This window comes from Nostoc sp. UHCC 0302 (assembly GCF_038096175.1).
Lineage (GTDB): Bacteria > Cyanobacteriota > Cyanobacteriia > Cyanobacteriales > Nostocaceae > UHCC-0302.
Genome location: NZ_CP151099.1, coordinates 3,139,132 through 3,155,507 on the forward strand (window position 1 = coordinate 3,139,132; position 16,376 = coordinate 3,155,507).

Below are 16,376 nucleotides of genomic sequence, written 5' to 3' on the forward strand. Positions count from 1 at the left end.
TACAGTCTAAATTAAGTAATAACAAAACTTCTAGCTATTCTTAGTAACTAATTTTATAAAATTAATTACAAATTGATTATTTACTAAGCAAAGTTTTTAGAAAGCTTGAACACAATTTATGTGTTATTCTATGTCATAAATTGTGTATAACTACTTATATTTACTTACCAATTAAGGCCTAATTCATGATAGTATTTTGTCAGCCTTGCAAATACTAATTCTTCATTATATTCGGTTATAACCCGCTTACGTCCTGCTTCTCCGTAAGCTTGCCGCAATTCGGAATTAGACAGCATAATTGTTAAGGCCTCGGCTAAATTTTCACTATCTTGAGGTGGTACAATTAAGCCTGTTTTTCCTGGTAAGACTGCTTCTCGAGAACCCCGAATATCTGTAGTAACAACTGGTAAACTCATTGCCATAGCTTCTAAAATAGAGCGGGGCAATCCTTCATGAGTAAAACTAGGTAAAGTAAAGACATCCAAAAGACCTAAAATTTCTGGTATATCTTTGCGACTGCCTGTGAGTGTAACGTATTTCTCAATTCCCAAATTGTGAATTTTTTCTATCAGTTCTGTTTGGAAAGGTTCAGGATCTGTATCAAGTTGACCACCAATTACCAGAATATGTAAATTAGGAAACTGATGTAATAATTTAGCAGCAGCTTCTATTAGGTACCCACTACCTTTTTTCTTAGTTAAACGCCCAATTGTGCCAATAATTAAATTAGCAGTTTCTGGAATACCTAAAGATTTGCGTAATTCACTCTGATGAATGGGATTGAGGCGATCACGATCAAAGCGATCAATATCTATACCGTTACCTAAATAACCCAGTTTCTCAGGTAGACAAAGTCCGAGTTTTTTAGCAGTGGCAATATCTTCATAATTTTGGCTGAGAATTAAATCGGTGATTAAAGCAGCAAGCTTCTCAACTATAAAGTAGAAGCGATACTGTCTAGGAGTTGATAAATCATGAAAGGGAAGCCCATGAGAAGTGTAAACAATACGCTTAGCCCCAGCAATTTTAGCTGCAATTCGCCCTAAAATAGCAGCAATTGGTGTATGTACATGAACTAGATCATATTGATTTTCCCGAATGATTTTTGTCAGGTGATAAATACTTTTGAGATTGGAAGTTAATGATATGTTGCGCTCAATATTAACAGGATGTATCTTGTAACCCTTCTTTTGTAATTCTTCTAATTTCTTTCCTGGAGAACAGGCTATACTAACCTCTAAATTTTGCGATAAAAAGTAGTTTATTTGAGGGAGTAAAAGTGCATTTGCTGTACCAGCAATGGCACAAATATGCAATAGTTTCATGATTTTATTTGTGATGTTTGCTATTTTTAAAATTTATAGAAATTATGGATTGTTTTAAACTTGGTAATATGACCGATACCATTTAACAAAATGCTCAATACCCACCTCAATCTTGGTATTTGGTTTAAAACCAACATCTTCTACTAAGGCATCAATATCGGCATAAGTTGTAGGGACATCACCAGGTTGCATTGGTAGTAAACTTTTATTTGCTTTCATACCCAAGTAATTTTCCAGAATTTCGATAAAATGCATTAATTCAACGGGCTGATTGTTACCGATATTGTAATTTTTGTATGGTGCATAACTTGTAGCAGGGTCAGGAGAATATCCTGACCAGTTTGGATTAGGTTCAGCAACTTGATCAACAACGTGAATTACACCTTCAACAATGTCATCAATATAAGTAAAATCACGCCTCATCTTGCCGTAATTGAAGACATCAATGGGTTGTCCTGCCAAAATTGCTTTAGTAAAGATAAATAATGCCATGTCTGGACGACCCCAAGGTCCGTACACAGTAAAGAAACGTAATCCTGAAGTTGGTAAGCCATACAAACTACTGTAAGTATGTGCCATTAATTCATTGGCTTTTTTAGTGGCAGCATACAAACTAACCGGATGGTCTACATTGTCGTGAACTGAGAAGGGAATTTTTGTATTTGCACCATAAACTGAACTCGAAGAAGCAAATACTAAATGTTCTACATTCGTATGACGACAACCTTCCAGAATATTTACGAATCCCACCAAGTTGCTATCTACATAAGCATGGGGATTTTTTAACGAATAGCGAACTCCTGCTTGTGCAGCCAAATTTACGACTTTATTAAAGCTCAATTGAGCGAATAATTTTGAGATGCCTTCTCGATCTGCTAAATCTAATAGATGAAAGCTAAAACCTGGCTTTTCTAAAAGTTGCTCTAACCTATCTTTTTTTAAAGTCACATCGTAGTAATCATTGAGATTATCCAAACCAACAACCTCATCACCTCTTTCTAGTAAGTATTTGCTGAGGTGAAAACCAATAAAACCAGCCGCACCAGTAACTAAAATTTTTGTCATAATTTCAGTTTCTATTTCCTTGCAAGTATTAATTAATGATTGTTGGCTAAATTATTTACCTATTTCTAATTTCCTGCTTAGTTTTCAGCTAACCACGCCTGAAACATCAACACATCCCAAAGATAATATTGCCAATTGCGATTGCCACTTTGGTGTTCGTCCCACTTTTGCCGAATTGGTTGAGGATTAAAAAACCCTTCTCGTTGCAATCGAGACTCATCTAGTAAATCTTCTGCCCATTCTCGTAAAGGTCCACGTAACCAGCTATCAATCGGAATACCGAAGCCTTTTTTTGGACGCTCGATTAATTCTTTAGGTACGTACTTGTACAAGACTTGTCGTAACAACCACTTGCCTTGATTACCACGTATTTTCATTGATAAGGGGATTTGCCAAGCAAATTCCACAACACGATGGTCTAGAAAAGGTATACGACTTTCGAGACTCACACCCATACTGGCACGATCTACTTTTACCAAGATGTCATCTGGTAAGTAGCTCATCAAATCCAAGTACATCATGCGTTCTGTAAAATCTGGTAAACTTGCACACAAATTGCGATCGCTCAGAACTGTTCTGAGTTCAGAACTACCAATGACAACTTTCTCTGGTTCTTGCCAATGGGATACCAAATCTGCATACATAATATCGGGGTTAGGAACTGCTAAGATGCTTGCTAACTTATGTAACTGATTACCCGAAGATGCTATTTTGAATTTTACGGGTAACATTGCATCTATAGCCGCAAAATATTGATTCCAACTCTGGGGGGAAACACTTGTTAAAGCCTTTGCTGTGGAATGACGAACCGCTCTTGGTATCCAGCCTATCTTCTGCCAAATACTGCGTCCCCAAAAATAGCGATTATATCCAGCAAATAATTCATCACCCGCATCACCTGAAAGACTGACGGTGACATGATTTCTGGCAAGTTGAGATACTAAAAATGTTGGAATTTGGGAACAATCAGAAAACGGCTCGTCATATAAACTTGCTAGTTTAGGTATAACTGCTTGTGCGTCTTCTGGTATGACATAAAGTTCTGTATGGTCTGTACCCAAGTGCTGTGCTACAGCCTTTGCATACTGGGCTTCGTTGTAGGCATGTTCATAAAAACCAATAGTAAAGGTTTTCACTGGTTGACTGCTTTGAGCCTGCATTAGAGCTACTACTGTAGAGGAGTCAATTCCTCCAGACAGAAATGCACCTAAAGGCACATCTGCAATCATTCGCATCTTTACTGCATCCTTAAGTAGTGCCTCTAAATTTAATATAGCTTCATTTTCTGAGCCTGTGAAGGGATAAGCAACACCTGATTCTACGGTTATTTTTGCAGACCAATAGGCTATTGGTTGGGGATAAATTGTTTTCCCATTCCAACTGAGGAGAGTTGCAGGCGGTAATTTATGGATGCCTTGATAGATTGAATAAGGTGCGGGAATATAAGAAAAACGTAGGAATGAAGCCAAAGCATCGCGGTTGATTTCTGGCTGAAAATCGGGATGGACTTTGAAAGCTTTTAATTCTGAGGCAAATATCAAAGTTTTACCGCACCAGCCATAATATAGCGGCTTTTCACCGATGCGATCGCGTCCTAAAAAACCAGTTATTCCACACATAATACTGCTTTACTCCGTCAAATATATTTTTTCACTTATTTTTGTGTCTTCAGCCATATTTCCGTGCTTTTCCGTACATAACTGTAAAATGCAATTCTTTGCTCGCGCAGAACTTCATCTTTATACTCTTTAGCTTTCTCTAGGTTACGGGCTGACATTCGAGTCATACGTTCTGGGTTAGTCACAACCTCCCGAATTTTTGCTGCTAGGGCTGCCGCATCACCAGGGGGAACCATATCTTCTGGTGGTAAAAGTTCAGGAATACCACCTACTGTAGAACCGATACATGGTAATGCCCGTGCCATTGCTTCTACCATTGCTCTAGGTAGACCTTCTTGGTAAGAAGGTAAAACAAATAAATCGGCTTGATCCAACTCAGTGATAACAGCTTTTCCCGCTGCCAACTGACCACGAAAACAGACTCGTTCTTTTAAACCCAATGCTGCTGCTTGTGCCTCTAGTTCAGTTTTGTGCTTACCATCGCCAAGCATGGTCAATTTCAGGTCTATTCCTTCCTGTACACAGATAGCCACAGCATTGAGCAGTATGTTAGGAGCTTTATAAAGTTGAGCTAAAGTACCGACAAAGATCAGATTTAATGTATTTACCTTGTGAAATTGACGGGGAGTGAAAACCAAAGACTCTTCTGAAATGTCTACGTCTGATATACCGACTGAATAGTTGGGGCAAGGGTATCTAGCTTGTAAAGCTTGTTTAGTGACATAGGCAGCTGCACAAGCTCCAACACATTTTCGTCGTAATCCCTGAGGAGACCACCAACGTAAAAACGGACGCAAAGGATGCCTAATCGAACCAGGTGCAAAGACATCATAGGGGTCACTAACCACCTCTACAGCATAAGGATGATTGGTAGCACGGAGTTTTGGTTCAATACACGAAGCAATTCTCGAACCTACTCTCAAAATCACTGCATCTTCAGTTCTCACGGCTTGTTGGGCAACACGTTTGACCTGAAGCGATCGCAATAAATACTGTACTGGTCCAATGTAGTAGGGAATAGCAATAAAAGAAACGCGATCACCATTAGCCTCTTTGAAATCAGGCGGTAATGTTGATATATCACGAACACGGGCAACCACCCGCACATGATCAAAAACCTCTAGATACCGCTTCCAAAATGAATATGGGAACTGTGTTTGTGTCCATACCACTCCGTCTGGTGTGCGGTCAAAACGATGTTCGAGTGCAATAACAACATTCATAAATTAATAGCCTCTCTATTTATTTAATTCCTAGTAATGTTACTGGGATAAATACAAATACTATAAGATTCACAATGTTTTGAAATTGATAAATTCAGAGGAACAATGTGATTCTTTATAGTCATAAGTTAATCAATATCAGACCTTAAAGCAATTGCAACAGAACATAAATATAAACCAAGAAAATGTCCTAAAGCAGGAACGGGATAGAATGTTTCTTGGCTGAATGAGCCAATTAATAACGAAATTGACACCCAAAAGATTGCCTTGTCTTTTTGTTCATGTTGATACAGCAAACACAGGATTTTATAAAATAAAAATAAAAATATTAATAAACCAATGATGCCATTTTCTATAATTACATTTAGTAGGAGCATATGAGCGTTTCCTCCTGATCCTCCATCATCCCATGCTCCTCCAAAACCTTTTCCTAGTATCCATACTATGGGATTTTTATTTAAAAATTCTATATTTTCTAACCAGATCATATCTCTACCACTTAAATTTTCAGAGTTACTAGAATCCAGTAAAGTAGCTTGGCGTTCAATAATAGAAGTATTTGGATTTTCAAAATCAATCGTTTGTGAAGTGAAGATGAAACCTGTGCTGAGAAATAATATCGTAGTCATTGTAATTACTGTCCCTAGATAAGCTGGTTTTTTCAATACATATATCCCTGCAAAAAATATCAATGAAAAAAATCCAGAACGTGAACCGCTAAGAAAACAAGAGAATGTAGATAGAAATAATAGGCAAAAGTCTAATACCACCTGTTTACCAATTCCTAAGTGCATTCTTAAACTTACAAGCATAGTCACTTGCGCTGCTACATAAGCATGGTTATAACCTATACTTCCCCAGCCTGAGCCTATATATGTTGGAGATGCAAAGAAAGCCCAAGGTCCAGCAGTACCAGGATCTTGTGGCAAATGTGCTGTCATTAGTGCTAGGGGCAGAATTCCAGTGAAAGTCAGTATAATTGACAAACAAACAAATATTAAAACAGCATTTGTAATTTTTGATAAAATATCTAGTCTTTTTTGTGTCAAGGGAATCTGTGCGGTTATCCTAAATATACAGACAAATTGAACTAAACGATAAAGTTGATATATACCTAATCTAGTACCAGGTGCATTTTGGTCAATCAAGTTACTAAGATACCCACAATATGAAATAATACTTGCTAATAAGGTAATAATTAGCAAAATAAAGATATGTTTATTAGCCTTTGAGAGGGTGAATTTTACTTGAGTAAAATTTATTAAATAGGTCAAGAGTAGTAAATATGTAGCTAAGTCAGAAAAATTTATCCAAGTTACCCAATGACCAATGGGTATTATAGGAATTGTAAAGCTCTGAGAAAGTAAGTAAAAGCACAAAGCAAAAAATAACCATTTCGTGCTTTGGATTTGGCGGTTCAAAATAAACTCTTTGCTTTGTTTTTGTAGAAAATTTACTTTCGCTAATTTTGAATTATCTAAACTTGCCAATATATTTATCATATCTTTAAGCAATAATTTATGTTGCCAGTTTGATGAACAAAATACAAGCTAAATTTTTCTATTTATTAACTAGTTTAGAGGATTCTAATAAATATATATTTTCCAATTTTTTAGTACTAGCCTGAATATTCAACACACTCTCATCAACAAGTTTTAAAGTTTCTGTCGGAGTGATTTTTAATTGATTATTCTTGCTCTTTAAGATCACTTCAGCCCAAATAGATGCTGGTTGAGATATAGATAGGCGATGCATTAGTGGTTTAATTACATCTACTTCCTCTGGTATCACATCCGATAAAATACAGGGTAATCCTGCTGCTTGGGCTTCAATTAACACTAAGCCTAATCCTTCAAAAAGGGAGGGAAATAAAAATACATTCATAGCACCGCGCATCAGTCGAGGTACATCATGACGAGATCCTGCAAAAATTACATAGTCAGTTAAGCCCATTTGCAGAACTTTTTGCTCAATATCTGGGTGTAATGACCCATCACCGACTAATAAGAGACGGATATTTGATTCACGTTTGACAACCTCAGTGATTATTTCTAACAGAAAATGATGATTTTTTTGCTGTTCAAATCTGCCCACATGACCGATCACAAAAGCATCTTCAGGTATACCAAATTCTGCCCTTACACTCATCGGGTCAAGAACCGTTTGGAAAGCTTTCAAGTCAATCCCACAGTAAAGTAGCTGCCAACGTGGATCTTTTTCCCAAGGTAGACCGAATAAACTTGTTGCTTTACGACTACACGCTAGACCTGTCGTTGCATATAAGTTAATCCATCGTTTCATTACTGCTAGATATAGACTTCGTTTCCATATGGCCTTTGCCTCTAATGAGGAAGAGTCTAGGTGGCTATGTGCAATACGGATAGACACACCAGCTTGGTTTGCGAGAAGGAGGATATAACCACTAAAGTGATGAACATGACTGTGAACAATATCATAGAGACCATACTCGTGTAATATACGTTGGAAATTGCGAGCATATAACCAAGGTTTTGAAGGCTGTAAGCAAGGAATAATCCTGCTACCAAGGGCGCGAATTTCATCATCGTAAGCACAAGGTTTATCGGTGTGAACCAGAAAGTCCATCTGAAAGCGATCGCGGTCAATATGTCGCAAAACGTGCATCAACCAGGTTTCAATACCACCCCGATTCATCCCTCCAACTACATGAAGTATCCGGATAGGATGTTGATTTCCATTAGCCATAAATTTATCCTTTGTGTAATACATAAATAATCACTCCTGAACTAATCAAAACTTGCACTATAGCTCCAATTAATAAAGCGATCACAGCTCCTAACAATCCCAGTCTTGGTAATAACAACAAACAAGCGATCGCAGAGATACTAGCCACAGCAATAAATAAAGGCATTTGAATACGAAAGTAGCGGGCTGCTGTCATTCCATAACCCAGGAACGAGGATATATAGCTAATTCCCGCAACAACCATCAGCCAAATAAATAAGGTTGTCTGTTCACTATATTCAGGTCGATAAATCAGAGTTAATATTTGCCGTCCACCAATAACAGCTACAAGGACACCTATTCCACCCAGTACAGCCGCAATTCCTACTAGCTTCAGTAAAAGGGTACGGAAAGCGATGTGATCGCCCTCTGCATAATATTTGGCGAGTCTAGGACTGGCCGACTGTCCCAGGGCGCCTACTACCATACCACCAGCCACCATCAGGTAGGCTAAAGCGGCGAAGATGCCCAATTCTCGCTCACCTAAATATCGCTCAATAAAATAACGGGGAATGTTGGTATTGAATGAAATTAGCATCATCACAAACCCCAGAGGTAAAGAAAGCCATACAAGCTTTATTAGGGTTTTCCAATACCAATGTGGTTGTAATTGTGATTTGTGATTTAGTACCAACATCCCACTACGAATGTCATAGCCAAATAACACCACAACCCAAGCAAATACTAACCCCACAACTCCCAACAAAACCTTTCCAGATAGATATACTCCAACACTTAGTAGTAGTAATGATAGAAGTCCTTTAATCATCAATGATATCGCAATCCGATCCATTCGTTCATGCTGCTGAATTAGCCCATAAAATACATCACTAATAGACTCAATTGACTTTGCTACTCCGATTAAAAATATAACTAAAGATGTTTCTATCTGATATGCACCTGAGCAGCTAATGACTGTAATAATTAGAAATGCCAACCCTGTTGATATTAGCCTCAGTCCCAAGTAATCACTGAACAAAAACTGTTGTTTAGCATCAGTTGCTTGAACTCCCCGCAACTGAAGATTTGTAAACATTATTATTGGTGCGGTAACAGCAAGCCCCAAGGTAAACTGGCCTACCATCTCTGGACTACCAAGTTTAGCTAACACCACGAGCATTCCCCATTGGCAACCTGCATAAATAGCATTACCAATAAATGTCCAAGAAAAATTATGACGTAGTGTTAGGGGCTTATTTTTTTGCATATACTTCTGTTAGTTTTAATTTATCTCCAAATCTCTTAAAGGCTTAGTAAAAACTCGGCATTTATCCAATGATCTCTGTCTTGTATGTAGTGCTAAAGGTAGATAAATTTGTTAAGAATGAATAAAATGTTTGTTGTGTTTCAAAGAAATCATACTTCTTGTAGCTAGATATTGGATAAAACATTATCACTGGGAATAGTGGTAACAACACCATTCGTAAGGTTATCTCTAGACAGATTATTTTTCAAGTATTTTGGTTTATATCCTAAGACTAGTTGTTCTAGTAAGAATATGATAGAAGTAGCGTCATTTTTAGCTGCTACTTCACATAAAAAATCTATAAACACATCCATATTTTCTGGAATAATTCGACTGGCATTTCTGACAACCAACAGCTTTTGATGTTCAGTTTTCTCATACTCTTCTCCTTCAATAAACAATTCTTCAAATAGCTTTTCTCCCGGTCTTAAACCTGTAAATACAATGTCAATATCTTTGCTAAGTTCATGTCCAGAAAGACGAATTAACTCTTTGGCTAAATCCACAATTTTGACAGGTTCACCCATATTTAGCATTAACACTTCACCGCTGAGACCAAGTACCGCTGCTTGTAAAACAAGTTGCACTGCTTCAGGTATAGTCATGAAGTAACGACAGATATCGGGATGAGTAACAGTTACTGGGCCACCTGCGGCAATTTGTTTTTTAAAAGTGGGAACTACACTACCTCGACTGCCTAAAACGTTACCAAAACGCACAACCACATAAGGTTTACCACTTGTTTTAGCGGCTTGTAGCACTAGCATTTCTGCAACTCTTTTACTAGCCCCCATAACATTAGTGGGATTCACAGCTTTATCTGTAGAAATCATCACAAAGTGTTTCACGTCATATTGCAGGGCTAAATCTAGTAAATTTTTTGTGCCTCTGACGTTGTTAGTGATTGCTTCTGATGGATTTAATTCCATTAAAGGAACATGCTTATGTGCCGCAGCATGAAATACAACATCAGGTTGGAATCGTTCAAAAGCATTTTCTAAACGAGACCGAAACCGGATATCTGCAATAAAGCTAGAGATCAGAGGTGTGTTTGTTGATAATTTGTTAGTGCTTTTGAATACTTGGATAATTTGTTCTAGTTCTTGTTGAATGTTAAATACAGAATTTTCCCCATGTCCAATCAATATGATTTCAGCAGGCTGACATTTGAAAATCTGACGGCAAAGTTCACTACCAATTGATCCACCTGCACCTGTAATTAGTACTGTCTTACCTTGGATAAATTTAGATACTCGCTCAATATCTGTTTGTACAGGTTCTCGTCTGAGTAAATCCTCAATTCTGACATCCCGGATGTTATCTACACGCACGCGATCGCTCAGAATTTCATGTATTCCCGGTAATGTGCGGGTTTTTATCCCGGTTGCTTTGCAGATATCTACAATTTCCCGAATAGTTTGCCCGGCAACTGTCGGCATGGCAATGATGGCTTTTTTGATTTGTAGAGATTCCACAATATCGGGAATTTGGTGGCGATCGCCTAATACTGGAATGCCGCGAATGTATGCGTTTAATTTTTGCGGATCGTCATCAATAAAGGCTACAGGATCAAATCCCATTTGAGGATTACTTTGCATATCTTGCACTAGAGAAACTCCAGCGCTACCAGCACCAACAATCAATACCTGTTCCTGTGAAAAGGATGCTGCTTGGCGCTGTCTGACTTTTTCTACAATTCGGAAGCTAAAACGTAATCCGCCAATAAAAAGACACGAAAGTAAACCGTCAATAAATGGTAGTGAGCGCGGAATTGTAAGCACTAATTGATACAAATTTCTGTCTACGACATTAAAGAGTATAGTTTGGATAATTACTGCACCCAACATTAATGTAGCTATATATATTAGCTCATCAACACTGGCATAGCGCCAGTAACGCCTATAAAAACCACAGAGCCAAAATACAGTTAGTTTAACTACTAGAAATAATGTGGTGATAATTCCTAGTTCCAATATATAGACTGGTAGATATAGATCGCCATCTAATCGTAAGAATAAAGCTAGCAATGGTGTGATTGAAAAAACAATCAGATCAAAAATGAACAAATGTTTATTTCCTAACTTCAACAGGTTGCTTAATAAGCTATGTATCATGTTTTTTACCCTTTTAATAGTAATGTTTAATAATAGATTCATGCTTGTCAAAACCTCTAGGATAATCTAAACAATCATTACAGTTGTATAGAAATAGCTAATTTATAGCATGATAAATATTGCTAGTTATTTTCAATAAAGAAAGTAACACAGATGAATTAATCTGAGACAATATCCATAAATAAATTTCACTAAGCTACACAAATTAATCAATACTATGGCAATTGCCATCTGTGCAGTAGTATGTGTAACGGATGGATGGCTAGGAATCAATAACGAGTATCCATTTTTGGCAGAAAGACTCAAATTGCAAGCAACCCATTAAGATAAGCATAAGCGTTTAGAAAGGATCTGGTTGACACTTTCTATATTCCACTGTGCGCCGGAAATTTTAATTCTTGCGCCAATTAATTTTTTTAATAGCAGACTCGACGGCACTCCTATCCAATAGAACACAGTTGTTCAGCTTGGTAATAGCTGTAGTTAATAATGCAAGAGTGATGTTTTTCGAGATAAGCTATAAACTTCTTAACTTGTTTGCCTCGACAATTATTAAATAAAGCCTGAATTGGTTCTATCTGTCCTTGCCACAAAAGAGCTTCAGCAGTTTTTAAAGGACTACCGACTAATTGCCCTTTTTCGTCTTGACATAAACAAGTCACTGCCGAAAATTGCTCTTTTTCGTCTGATAGAATTTTATTCCAATGATATTTAAATCTCTCTAAAGCGTTTAGCACGTAAGCATCATCAGAATCAAGAGCCAGAAATAGCTCGCCTTTAGCTTCTTTGACTCCCCGATTAAAAGCAATATGTCTACCAACATCTTCTTGGTAAATATAGCGAATAGAAAATTGGTTCTCTGCTTGCCATTGCTCTATTAACTCGTAGGTATTGTCAGTTTAGCCATTATCTACAATCACTCAAAGTCACGATAAGTTTGTACTTTTAGACTATTATAAACACGATGGAGTGTGTGGGCTCGGTTATGAGTTGCAGTAAAAACTGTAAACAGGTACTGATAAGGCTGATATTGATTCATCTTTTTTACGTTCCTTGATAAGCTCTCTCAATATTGACAAATATGCCATTCATTTAAAATCTTTGATACAGTTATGGCTAACCCGCCTTGCATGTCTGCGAGTGTATTCACCCACAGAAGAGTTCCCATGAGGATCAAGGACCCCTGTTGCCTGTTGCCATAATTCTTTTGGTGCTAGTGAAAGCTCAAAGATGCGCTCATCAGATTGACGGACATGATACCATTTTGTTTGCTGACAATCCTTACACCAAAAAGCTTCTAACCACTCACCGTCTATAGTAACTGCGGTTTTAGTAGTTAATAGCATCAATGCATTTCGCCGACTCATACCCCGTTGTTGTAACTGACCAGCTTGATCGGCATACAGTTGACATTTTTGACTTACGCTATCTAAATAACAGCGATGAAGTGGACAGTAGATAGCTCGTCGTTTTGAACGTTTGCGATTTCGATCACACCTTCTCTGCAATTTCACCTCCCATATCATTAAATATAAAACAAGGAAGGTTAGGTTAAAGAGGCTGAGATAAAAAGACCATCGAAGCCAACTCCTGCCTAGTAACTAGTATCAGCAGATGTAAACTGACTTAAAAAATGAATTTTGTGTTTGCTAAGGTAGCGCTTGTTTACAGGGCGTTGCTGAATCATGGGATGATTTCGCCCAATAAGGAACGTTAAGATTACTGTGGTGCATGATCAACTTAACACTCATGCAAAAGCATGTCTCTACAAAGCTTTTGAGCCAACTGAGGCTAAACGGATTGTAGAAAATTAGAGCTTCACTACACCCGTAAACATACAGCTGTTTAAATATGGCTGAAATTGAACTAAGTGTTTTAACTTGCCAATGTCTTGAGCGCAGAATTGCTGACAAAGAAACTTTAAAACAAAAGATCGCCGCTTGGGAAGAAGTTAGAAATCGAGAAGCCCACATCATAAATTGACGATTTACTACAGAGGATGCTTGCATAAAATTTAAGCGGCTTTACCCTTCAATTCAAATTTTACAGAGTAATACCAACCTTTTTGGCAGCGTTCTGAAACATTACCTAAATGGGATATCACGATTGTCCCAATTTGATTGATATCTTATTTTCTTGCAAGTCTCTTAGTCCTGCCAATTTTAAATTGGTATCACAAGCTTTGTCTATGCCAAAAAAGTTTAGATATGCTATTAAGCTCTACATAACTATCAAACACAAAAATTTTAGATGAATCTGCTTATCAGAAGACATTGCTTACATCCTTGCTTTTAGAAACTGTTTCGAATGCATTACTAAAATTCCCAAATCATCAAGTCTCATGACATGAATCATTTGATTAATAGCTACTTTATGCTAGCTTCAAGATAATTGCTAGCTAAATGCAATTTTAGTGCAACAATAATTTCGTCTTCTCAATAAGCGATCAGCTTGATACTGTAAATAGTAGCAAATGGCTATCAAACCAGATACTTGTATGCATCAATTATGAAACAACCATTTTCATAACCCTGTTTTGTAAATATGGGAGAAGCCAATCTCTGAAAGCCTTTCGGAGCTTTACTTTTCAGTTTTTAGCTATAAGTTTTAGTTACTGTTAGAAGATAAAAGCTTAAAGCGTTATCAAATCAAAGTTCCACTGCAAAAACTTCGCCAGCAATTTCCTGATCGCAATCTGCAAAGCTGGATCATCATTCCAGCACTCATGAAGAAACTCAAATCCTGGATTTTCCCTCAACACCTCCGCCAGTTTAAGTTTCTGCATCCGCCCTGGTCGAGCCTTAGACCGTGCTGCGATCGCTTCGGCAGTAAACAATGCCTCACTCGACCATTTATCTGGGGGCAGCCGCAGCGGAACCTTGGTCAACATGAAGAGTTTTGTCCTTATTGCCCGAAATCTGGTTTTCACCTATCAGCGAAGTGGAAAGACGGGGTTGGGCTTGTTCTTAAAAATTGGGAGCAACGGGCGCGGCGGAAAATGTGCCTTCATGACAGTCTTTTGGTTCAACACCACAATCTTGGTTTTCTCCCAGCAACAAAGCAGATTGACCCTGTACAGCATCTACGAGCGCTAGCGAAGTACAGTCCGTTACCACAGGTAACTCTTCTTTATTCTCTTCCATGCTTTCGAGAGCCTGAGGCGGTGCGCCCCCAAAAGGCGCAATCGCCGTCTCCTCACCTTGCGTATTTTCGTTTTGCGTGGAAGAATTACTTCTCACAATCTCTTCAAAAGAGATTGTGAGAAATTTCTGAGGAGTTCGTGAGGGTTCCTGAAGCGCTTGCTCTGACTGGTTTTGAGAAGGATGTACAGCCCAAGCATAGCTGTAGAGTTTGAGAGCGCAATATGAAAAATGCTTGACTGCCCAAATTAAATCTTCTGGTGGAATACCTTTATAATTCGTCATAATTCACTCTCCTGTCTATGTTGACGCACGGAAATTTCCCCCACTGAGATCGCGGGGTTTGGTATTGCCTATATATTTATAAAGTAGTGTCTAAAAAACCATCAGTATGTTTGGAACTAAAGCTAGGAGTTTTGCTAGAATCTGCCTGTTGTCTACCGTTTGCGGCGGAGACACATTTCAAAGGGTGGTTGCAGAGTTTGGACTAAGCAATCGCTCTTTGTAAGACTCCAGGCACTCCTGGTTATTCGCCTTCCCAGAAACGCAACTCCTCTCCGGAATACCTGTCAGTCTTCTTTGAGCGTTCTTGCCAACAATCCCATTGGCAGGGTGTTCTTGTACAGCGTGTTCTAAATCTTGAATACGCCGTTGTAATCGTTGGTTCTCAAGTTCTAGCTGCCTCAATCCTTCCAACTCGAAAAGCCGTTGCTGTAACTGGATGTTTTCTTCTTTCTGTTGCTGAAACAGGTGTTGTAAAGCAGTCAATTGCTCTTGTACTTGTTCCTCAGCTTTGGCAGTCGCTTCTGTTTGCAAACCAATCCTCAATTCCTGAGAAAGTCGCTCTAGTTCTTGTTTATGGCGTTCTTCAATAGCAGCGATCGCTTCTGCATATTCTGCGGGGTAAGTTCGCTCTCTGGGGAATGGAACGCTGGAGGCATCTAGATATGTATTGTTGATCAGTAGCTTTTCGCCATCAGCAAAGGTGACAATCTGCTGCCAAACGTTTGGTGCATCTGCTTCAATCACTCCTGATTCCCCAAAACGAGGATGTGATTGTGATGAAACTGTGACCGAATTACACAATTGCGTTTGACTTTTTTCTTTTTTTGTGGAGCGTTTAGCCGTTGGTGCAACCTGTTGTACTGCTTTGGCGAAATCGGCAGCTTTAGGAAAGGGCTTTTCTTGGACTGCGATCGCTACGGCTTGTTGAAGCTTGTCGGGTGTTTTGACCAGTCGGAGTAAGGGGCGAGTCTGGGAAGGTTTGGTGATCTTATCTTTCAACTCGTCGGGCAGAATATCAATTACTCGCTTGGCCGCAAATAAATCCTTGACCCTGCGATATCCACCGTGTTTGGTCAACTCGCTTTCGCAGTAATCCTTCAAGGGGCGATCGCTAGGAATGACTACAATTACGGGCTGTCTAGAATCAGCACTTAAGTTATTTTCAGCATTCAACTGAATTTAGCATTGGTTTACCAAGGGGTGGGATGAATTGAACTGATACCTCTAATCCATTCGATGTCCAATTCATTCATGGAATCAGCTAGTGGAAATCTACTTAGTTTGAGTTGCCGTAGAAGTTGATGCGTCCATAGCCTAAGAACTGCCCTAGGCTTTTCTCCCCATCTGGATAAGCGGTAACACCAAACTGATAAATACCACTCCCAATTGGATTTCTTCGAACTGCAAGTACTATCGTCACAGTGTTACCAGGCGAAACAGGTTGTTCAAACACGATCGTTGCTTCACCGACGTTAGTATTGAGCGATCACCCAATACAAACCACTCAAGTTCTTTGAGTTAAAACGCGATTTAATTGTTCTGTGGTTGAAGAAGACCGCAGAAAATAAGCTAGGAGCAATTAAATCTGGTATACTC

Annotated in this window: 12 protein-coding genes and 2 pseudogenes; 1 reads left to right on the plus strand and 13 read right to left on the minus strand. The window is 38.6% G+C overall.

Annotated features, from left to right (window positions below; genetic code table 11):
• Positions 1–164: 164 nt before the first annotated feature.
• From WKK05_RS13515 to WKK05_RS13555, 9 genes and pseudogenes are all read right to left on the minus strand, one after another.
• Complete coding sequence (locus WKK05_RS13515; protein WP_341530180.1) at positions 165–1,325, minus strand: glycosyltransferase family 4 protein; 1,161 nt, start codon at positions 1,323–1,325, stop codon at positions 165–167.
• 54 nt (positions 1,326–1,379) lie between these two features.
• Complete coding sequence (locus WKK05_RS13520) at positions 1,380–2,390, minus strand: NAD-dependent epimerase (RefSeq protein ID WP_341530181.1); 1,011 nt, start codon at positions 2,388–2,390, stop codon at positions 1,380–1,382.
• A 77-nt stretch (positions 2,391–2,467) separates the two neighbouring features.
• The gene (gene asnB, locus WKK05_RS13525; RefSeq protein WP_341530182.1) at positions 2,468–4,009 is read right to left on the minus strand and encodes an asparagine synthase (glutamine-hydrolyzing); all 1,542 of its coding nucleotides are present in this window, start codon (positions 4,007–4,009) and stop codon (positions 2,468–2,470) included.
• 35 nt (positions 4,010–4,044) lie between these two features.
• The gene (locus WKK05_RS13530) at positions 4,045–5,232 is read right to left on the minus strand and encodes a glycosyltransferase family 4 protein (RefSeq protein ID WP_341530183.1); all 1,188 of its coding nucleotides are present in this window, start codon (positions 5,230–5,232) and stop codon (positions 4,045–4,047) included.
• A 128-nt stretch (positions 5,233–5,360) separates the two neighbouring features.
• Positions 5,361–6,746 carry an O-antigen ligase family protein gene (locus WKK05_RS13535; protein ID WP_341530184.1) on the minus strand — a complete coding sequence of 462 codons (1,386 nt, stop codon included), beginning with the start codon at positions 6,744–6,746 and terminating at the stop codon, positions 5,361–5,363.
• 46 nt (positions 6,747–6,792) lie between these two features.
• Positions 6,793–7,956, minus strand: coding sequence for a glycosyltransferase family 1 protein (locus tag WKK05_RS13540; protein ID WP_341530185.1), 1,164 nt, complete (start codon positions 7,954–7,956; stop codon positions 6,793–6,795).
• A gap of 4 nt (positions 7,957–7,960) precedes the next feature.
• Positions 7,961–9,202, minus strand: coding sequence for an oligosaccharide flippase family protein (locus tag WKK05_RS13545; protein ID WP_341530186.1), 1,242 nt, complete (start codon positions 9,200–9,202; stop codon positions 7,961–7,963).
• Positions 9,203–9,366: 164 nt separating this feature from the next.
• Positions 9,367–11,397, minus strand: a complete 2,031-nt coding sequence (locus WKK05_RS13550) for a nucleoside-diphosphate sugar epimerase/dehydratase (protein WP_341530187.1) — start codon at positions 11,395–11,397, stop codon at positions 9,367–9,369.
• Between the two features lie 260 nt (positions 11,398–11,657).
• Positions 11,658–11,987: pseudogene (locus WKK05_RS13555) on the minus strand (ISKra4 family transposase); the annotation flags it as partial.
• A gap of 1,083 nt (positions 11,988–13,070) precedes the next feature.
• On the opposite strand from WKK05_RS13555, the pseudogene WKK05_RS13560 reads away from it, so the two are divergent.
• Positions 13,071–13,335: pseudogene (locus tag WKK05_RS13560) on the plus strand (transposase); the annotation flags it as partial.
• Between the two features lie 652 nt (positions 13,336–13,987).
• Here the strand turns inward: WKK05_RS13560 and WKK05_RS13565 are convergent.
• The 4 genes from WKK05_RS13565 to WKK05_RS13580 all read right to left on the minus strand — a co-directional run bounded on the left by WKK05_RS13565 (position 13,988) and on the right by WKK05_RS13580 (position 16,236).
• Entirely contained in the window at positions 13,988–14,245 is a 258-nt protein-coding gene (locus tag WKK05_RS13565) for a hypothetical protein (protein ID WP_341530188.1), read from the minus strand.
• Between the two features lie 76 nt (positions 14,246–14,321).
• A complete protein-coding gene (locus WKK05_RS13570; protein ID WP_341530189.1) occupies positions 14,322–14,780 on the minus strand; it encodes a hypothetical protein in 459 nt (152 codons plus the stop codon).
• A gap of 177 nt (positions 14,781–14,957) precedes the next feature.
• Positions 14,958–15,953, minus strand: coding sequence for a hypothetical protein (locus tag WKK05_RS13575; protein WP_341530190.1), 996 nt, complete (start codon positions 15,951–15,953; stop codon positions 14,958–14,960).
• 103 nt (positions 15,954–16,056) lie between these two features.
• Complete coding sequence (locus WKK05_RS13580; protein WP_341531084.1) at positions 16,057–16,236, minus strand: DUF2808 domain-containing protein; 180 nt, start codon at positions 16,234–16,236, stop codon at positions 16,057–16,059.
• Positions 16,237–16,376: the final 140 nt, after the last annotated feature.

What these genes read in the sequence shown, in the direction of transcription:
- WKK05_RS13540 (WP_341530185.1), bottom strand. Translation starts at nt 7,956, where the DNA reads ATGGCTAATGGAAATCAACATCCTATCCGGATACTTCATGTAGTTGGA.
- WKK05_RS13570 (WP_341530189.1), bottom strand. Translation starts at nt 14,780, where the DNA reads ATGACGAATTATAAAGGTATTCCACCAGAAGATTTAATTTGGGCAGTC.
- WKK05_RS13520 (WP_341530181.1), bottom strand. Translation starts at nt 2,390, where the DNA reads ATGACAAAAATTTTAGTTACTGGTGCGGCTGGTTTTATTGGTTTTCAC.
- WKK05_RS13565 (WP_341530188.1), bottom strand. Translation starts at nt 14,245, where the DNA reads ATGTTGACCAAGGTTCCGCTGCGGCTGCCCCCAGATAAATGGTCGAGT.
- WKK05_RS13530 (WP_341530183.1), bottom strand. Translation starts at nt 5,232, where the DNA reads ATGAATGTTGTTATTGCACTCGAACATCGTTTTGACCGCACACCAGAC.
- WKK05_RS13550 (WP_341530187.1), bottom strand. Translation starts at nt 11,397, where the DNA reads ATGAATCTATTATTAAACATTACTATTAAAAGGGTAAAAAACATGATA.
- WKK05_RS13515 (WP_341530180.1), bottom strand. Translation starts at nt 1,325, where the DNA reads ATGAAACTATTGCATATTTGTGCCATTGCTGGTACAGCAAATGCACTT.
- asnB (WP_341530182.1), bottom strand. Translation starts at nt 4,009, where the DNA reads ATGTGTGGAATAACTGGTTTTTTAGGACGCGATCGCATCGGTGAAAAG.
- WKK05_RS13545 (WP_341530186.1), bottom strand. Translation starts at nt 9,202, where the DNA reads ATGCAAAAAAATAAGCCCCTAACACTACGTCATAATTTTTCTTGGACA.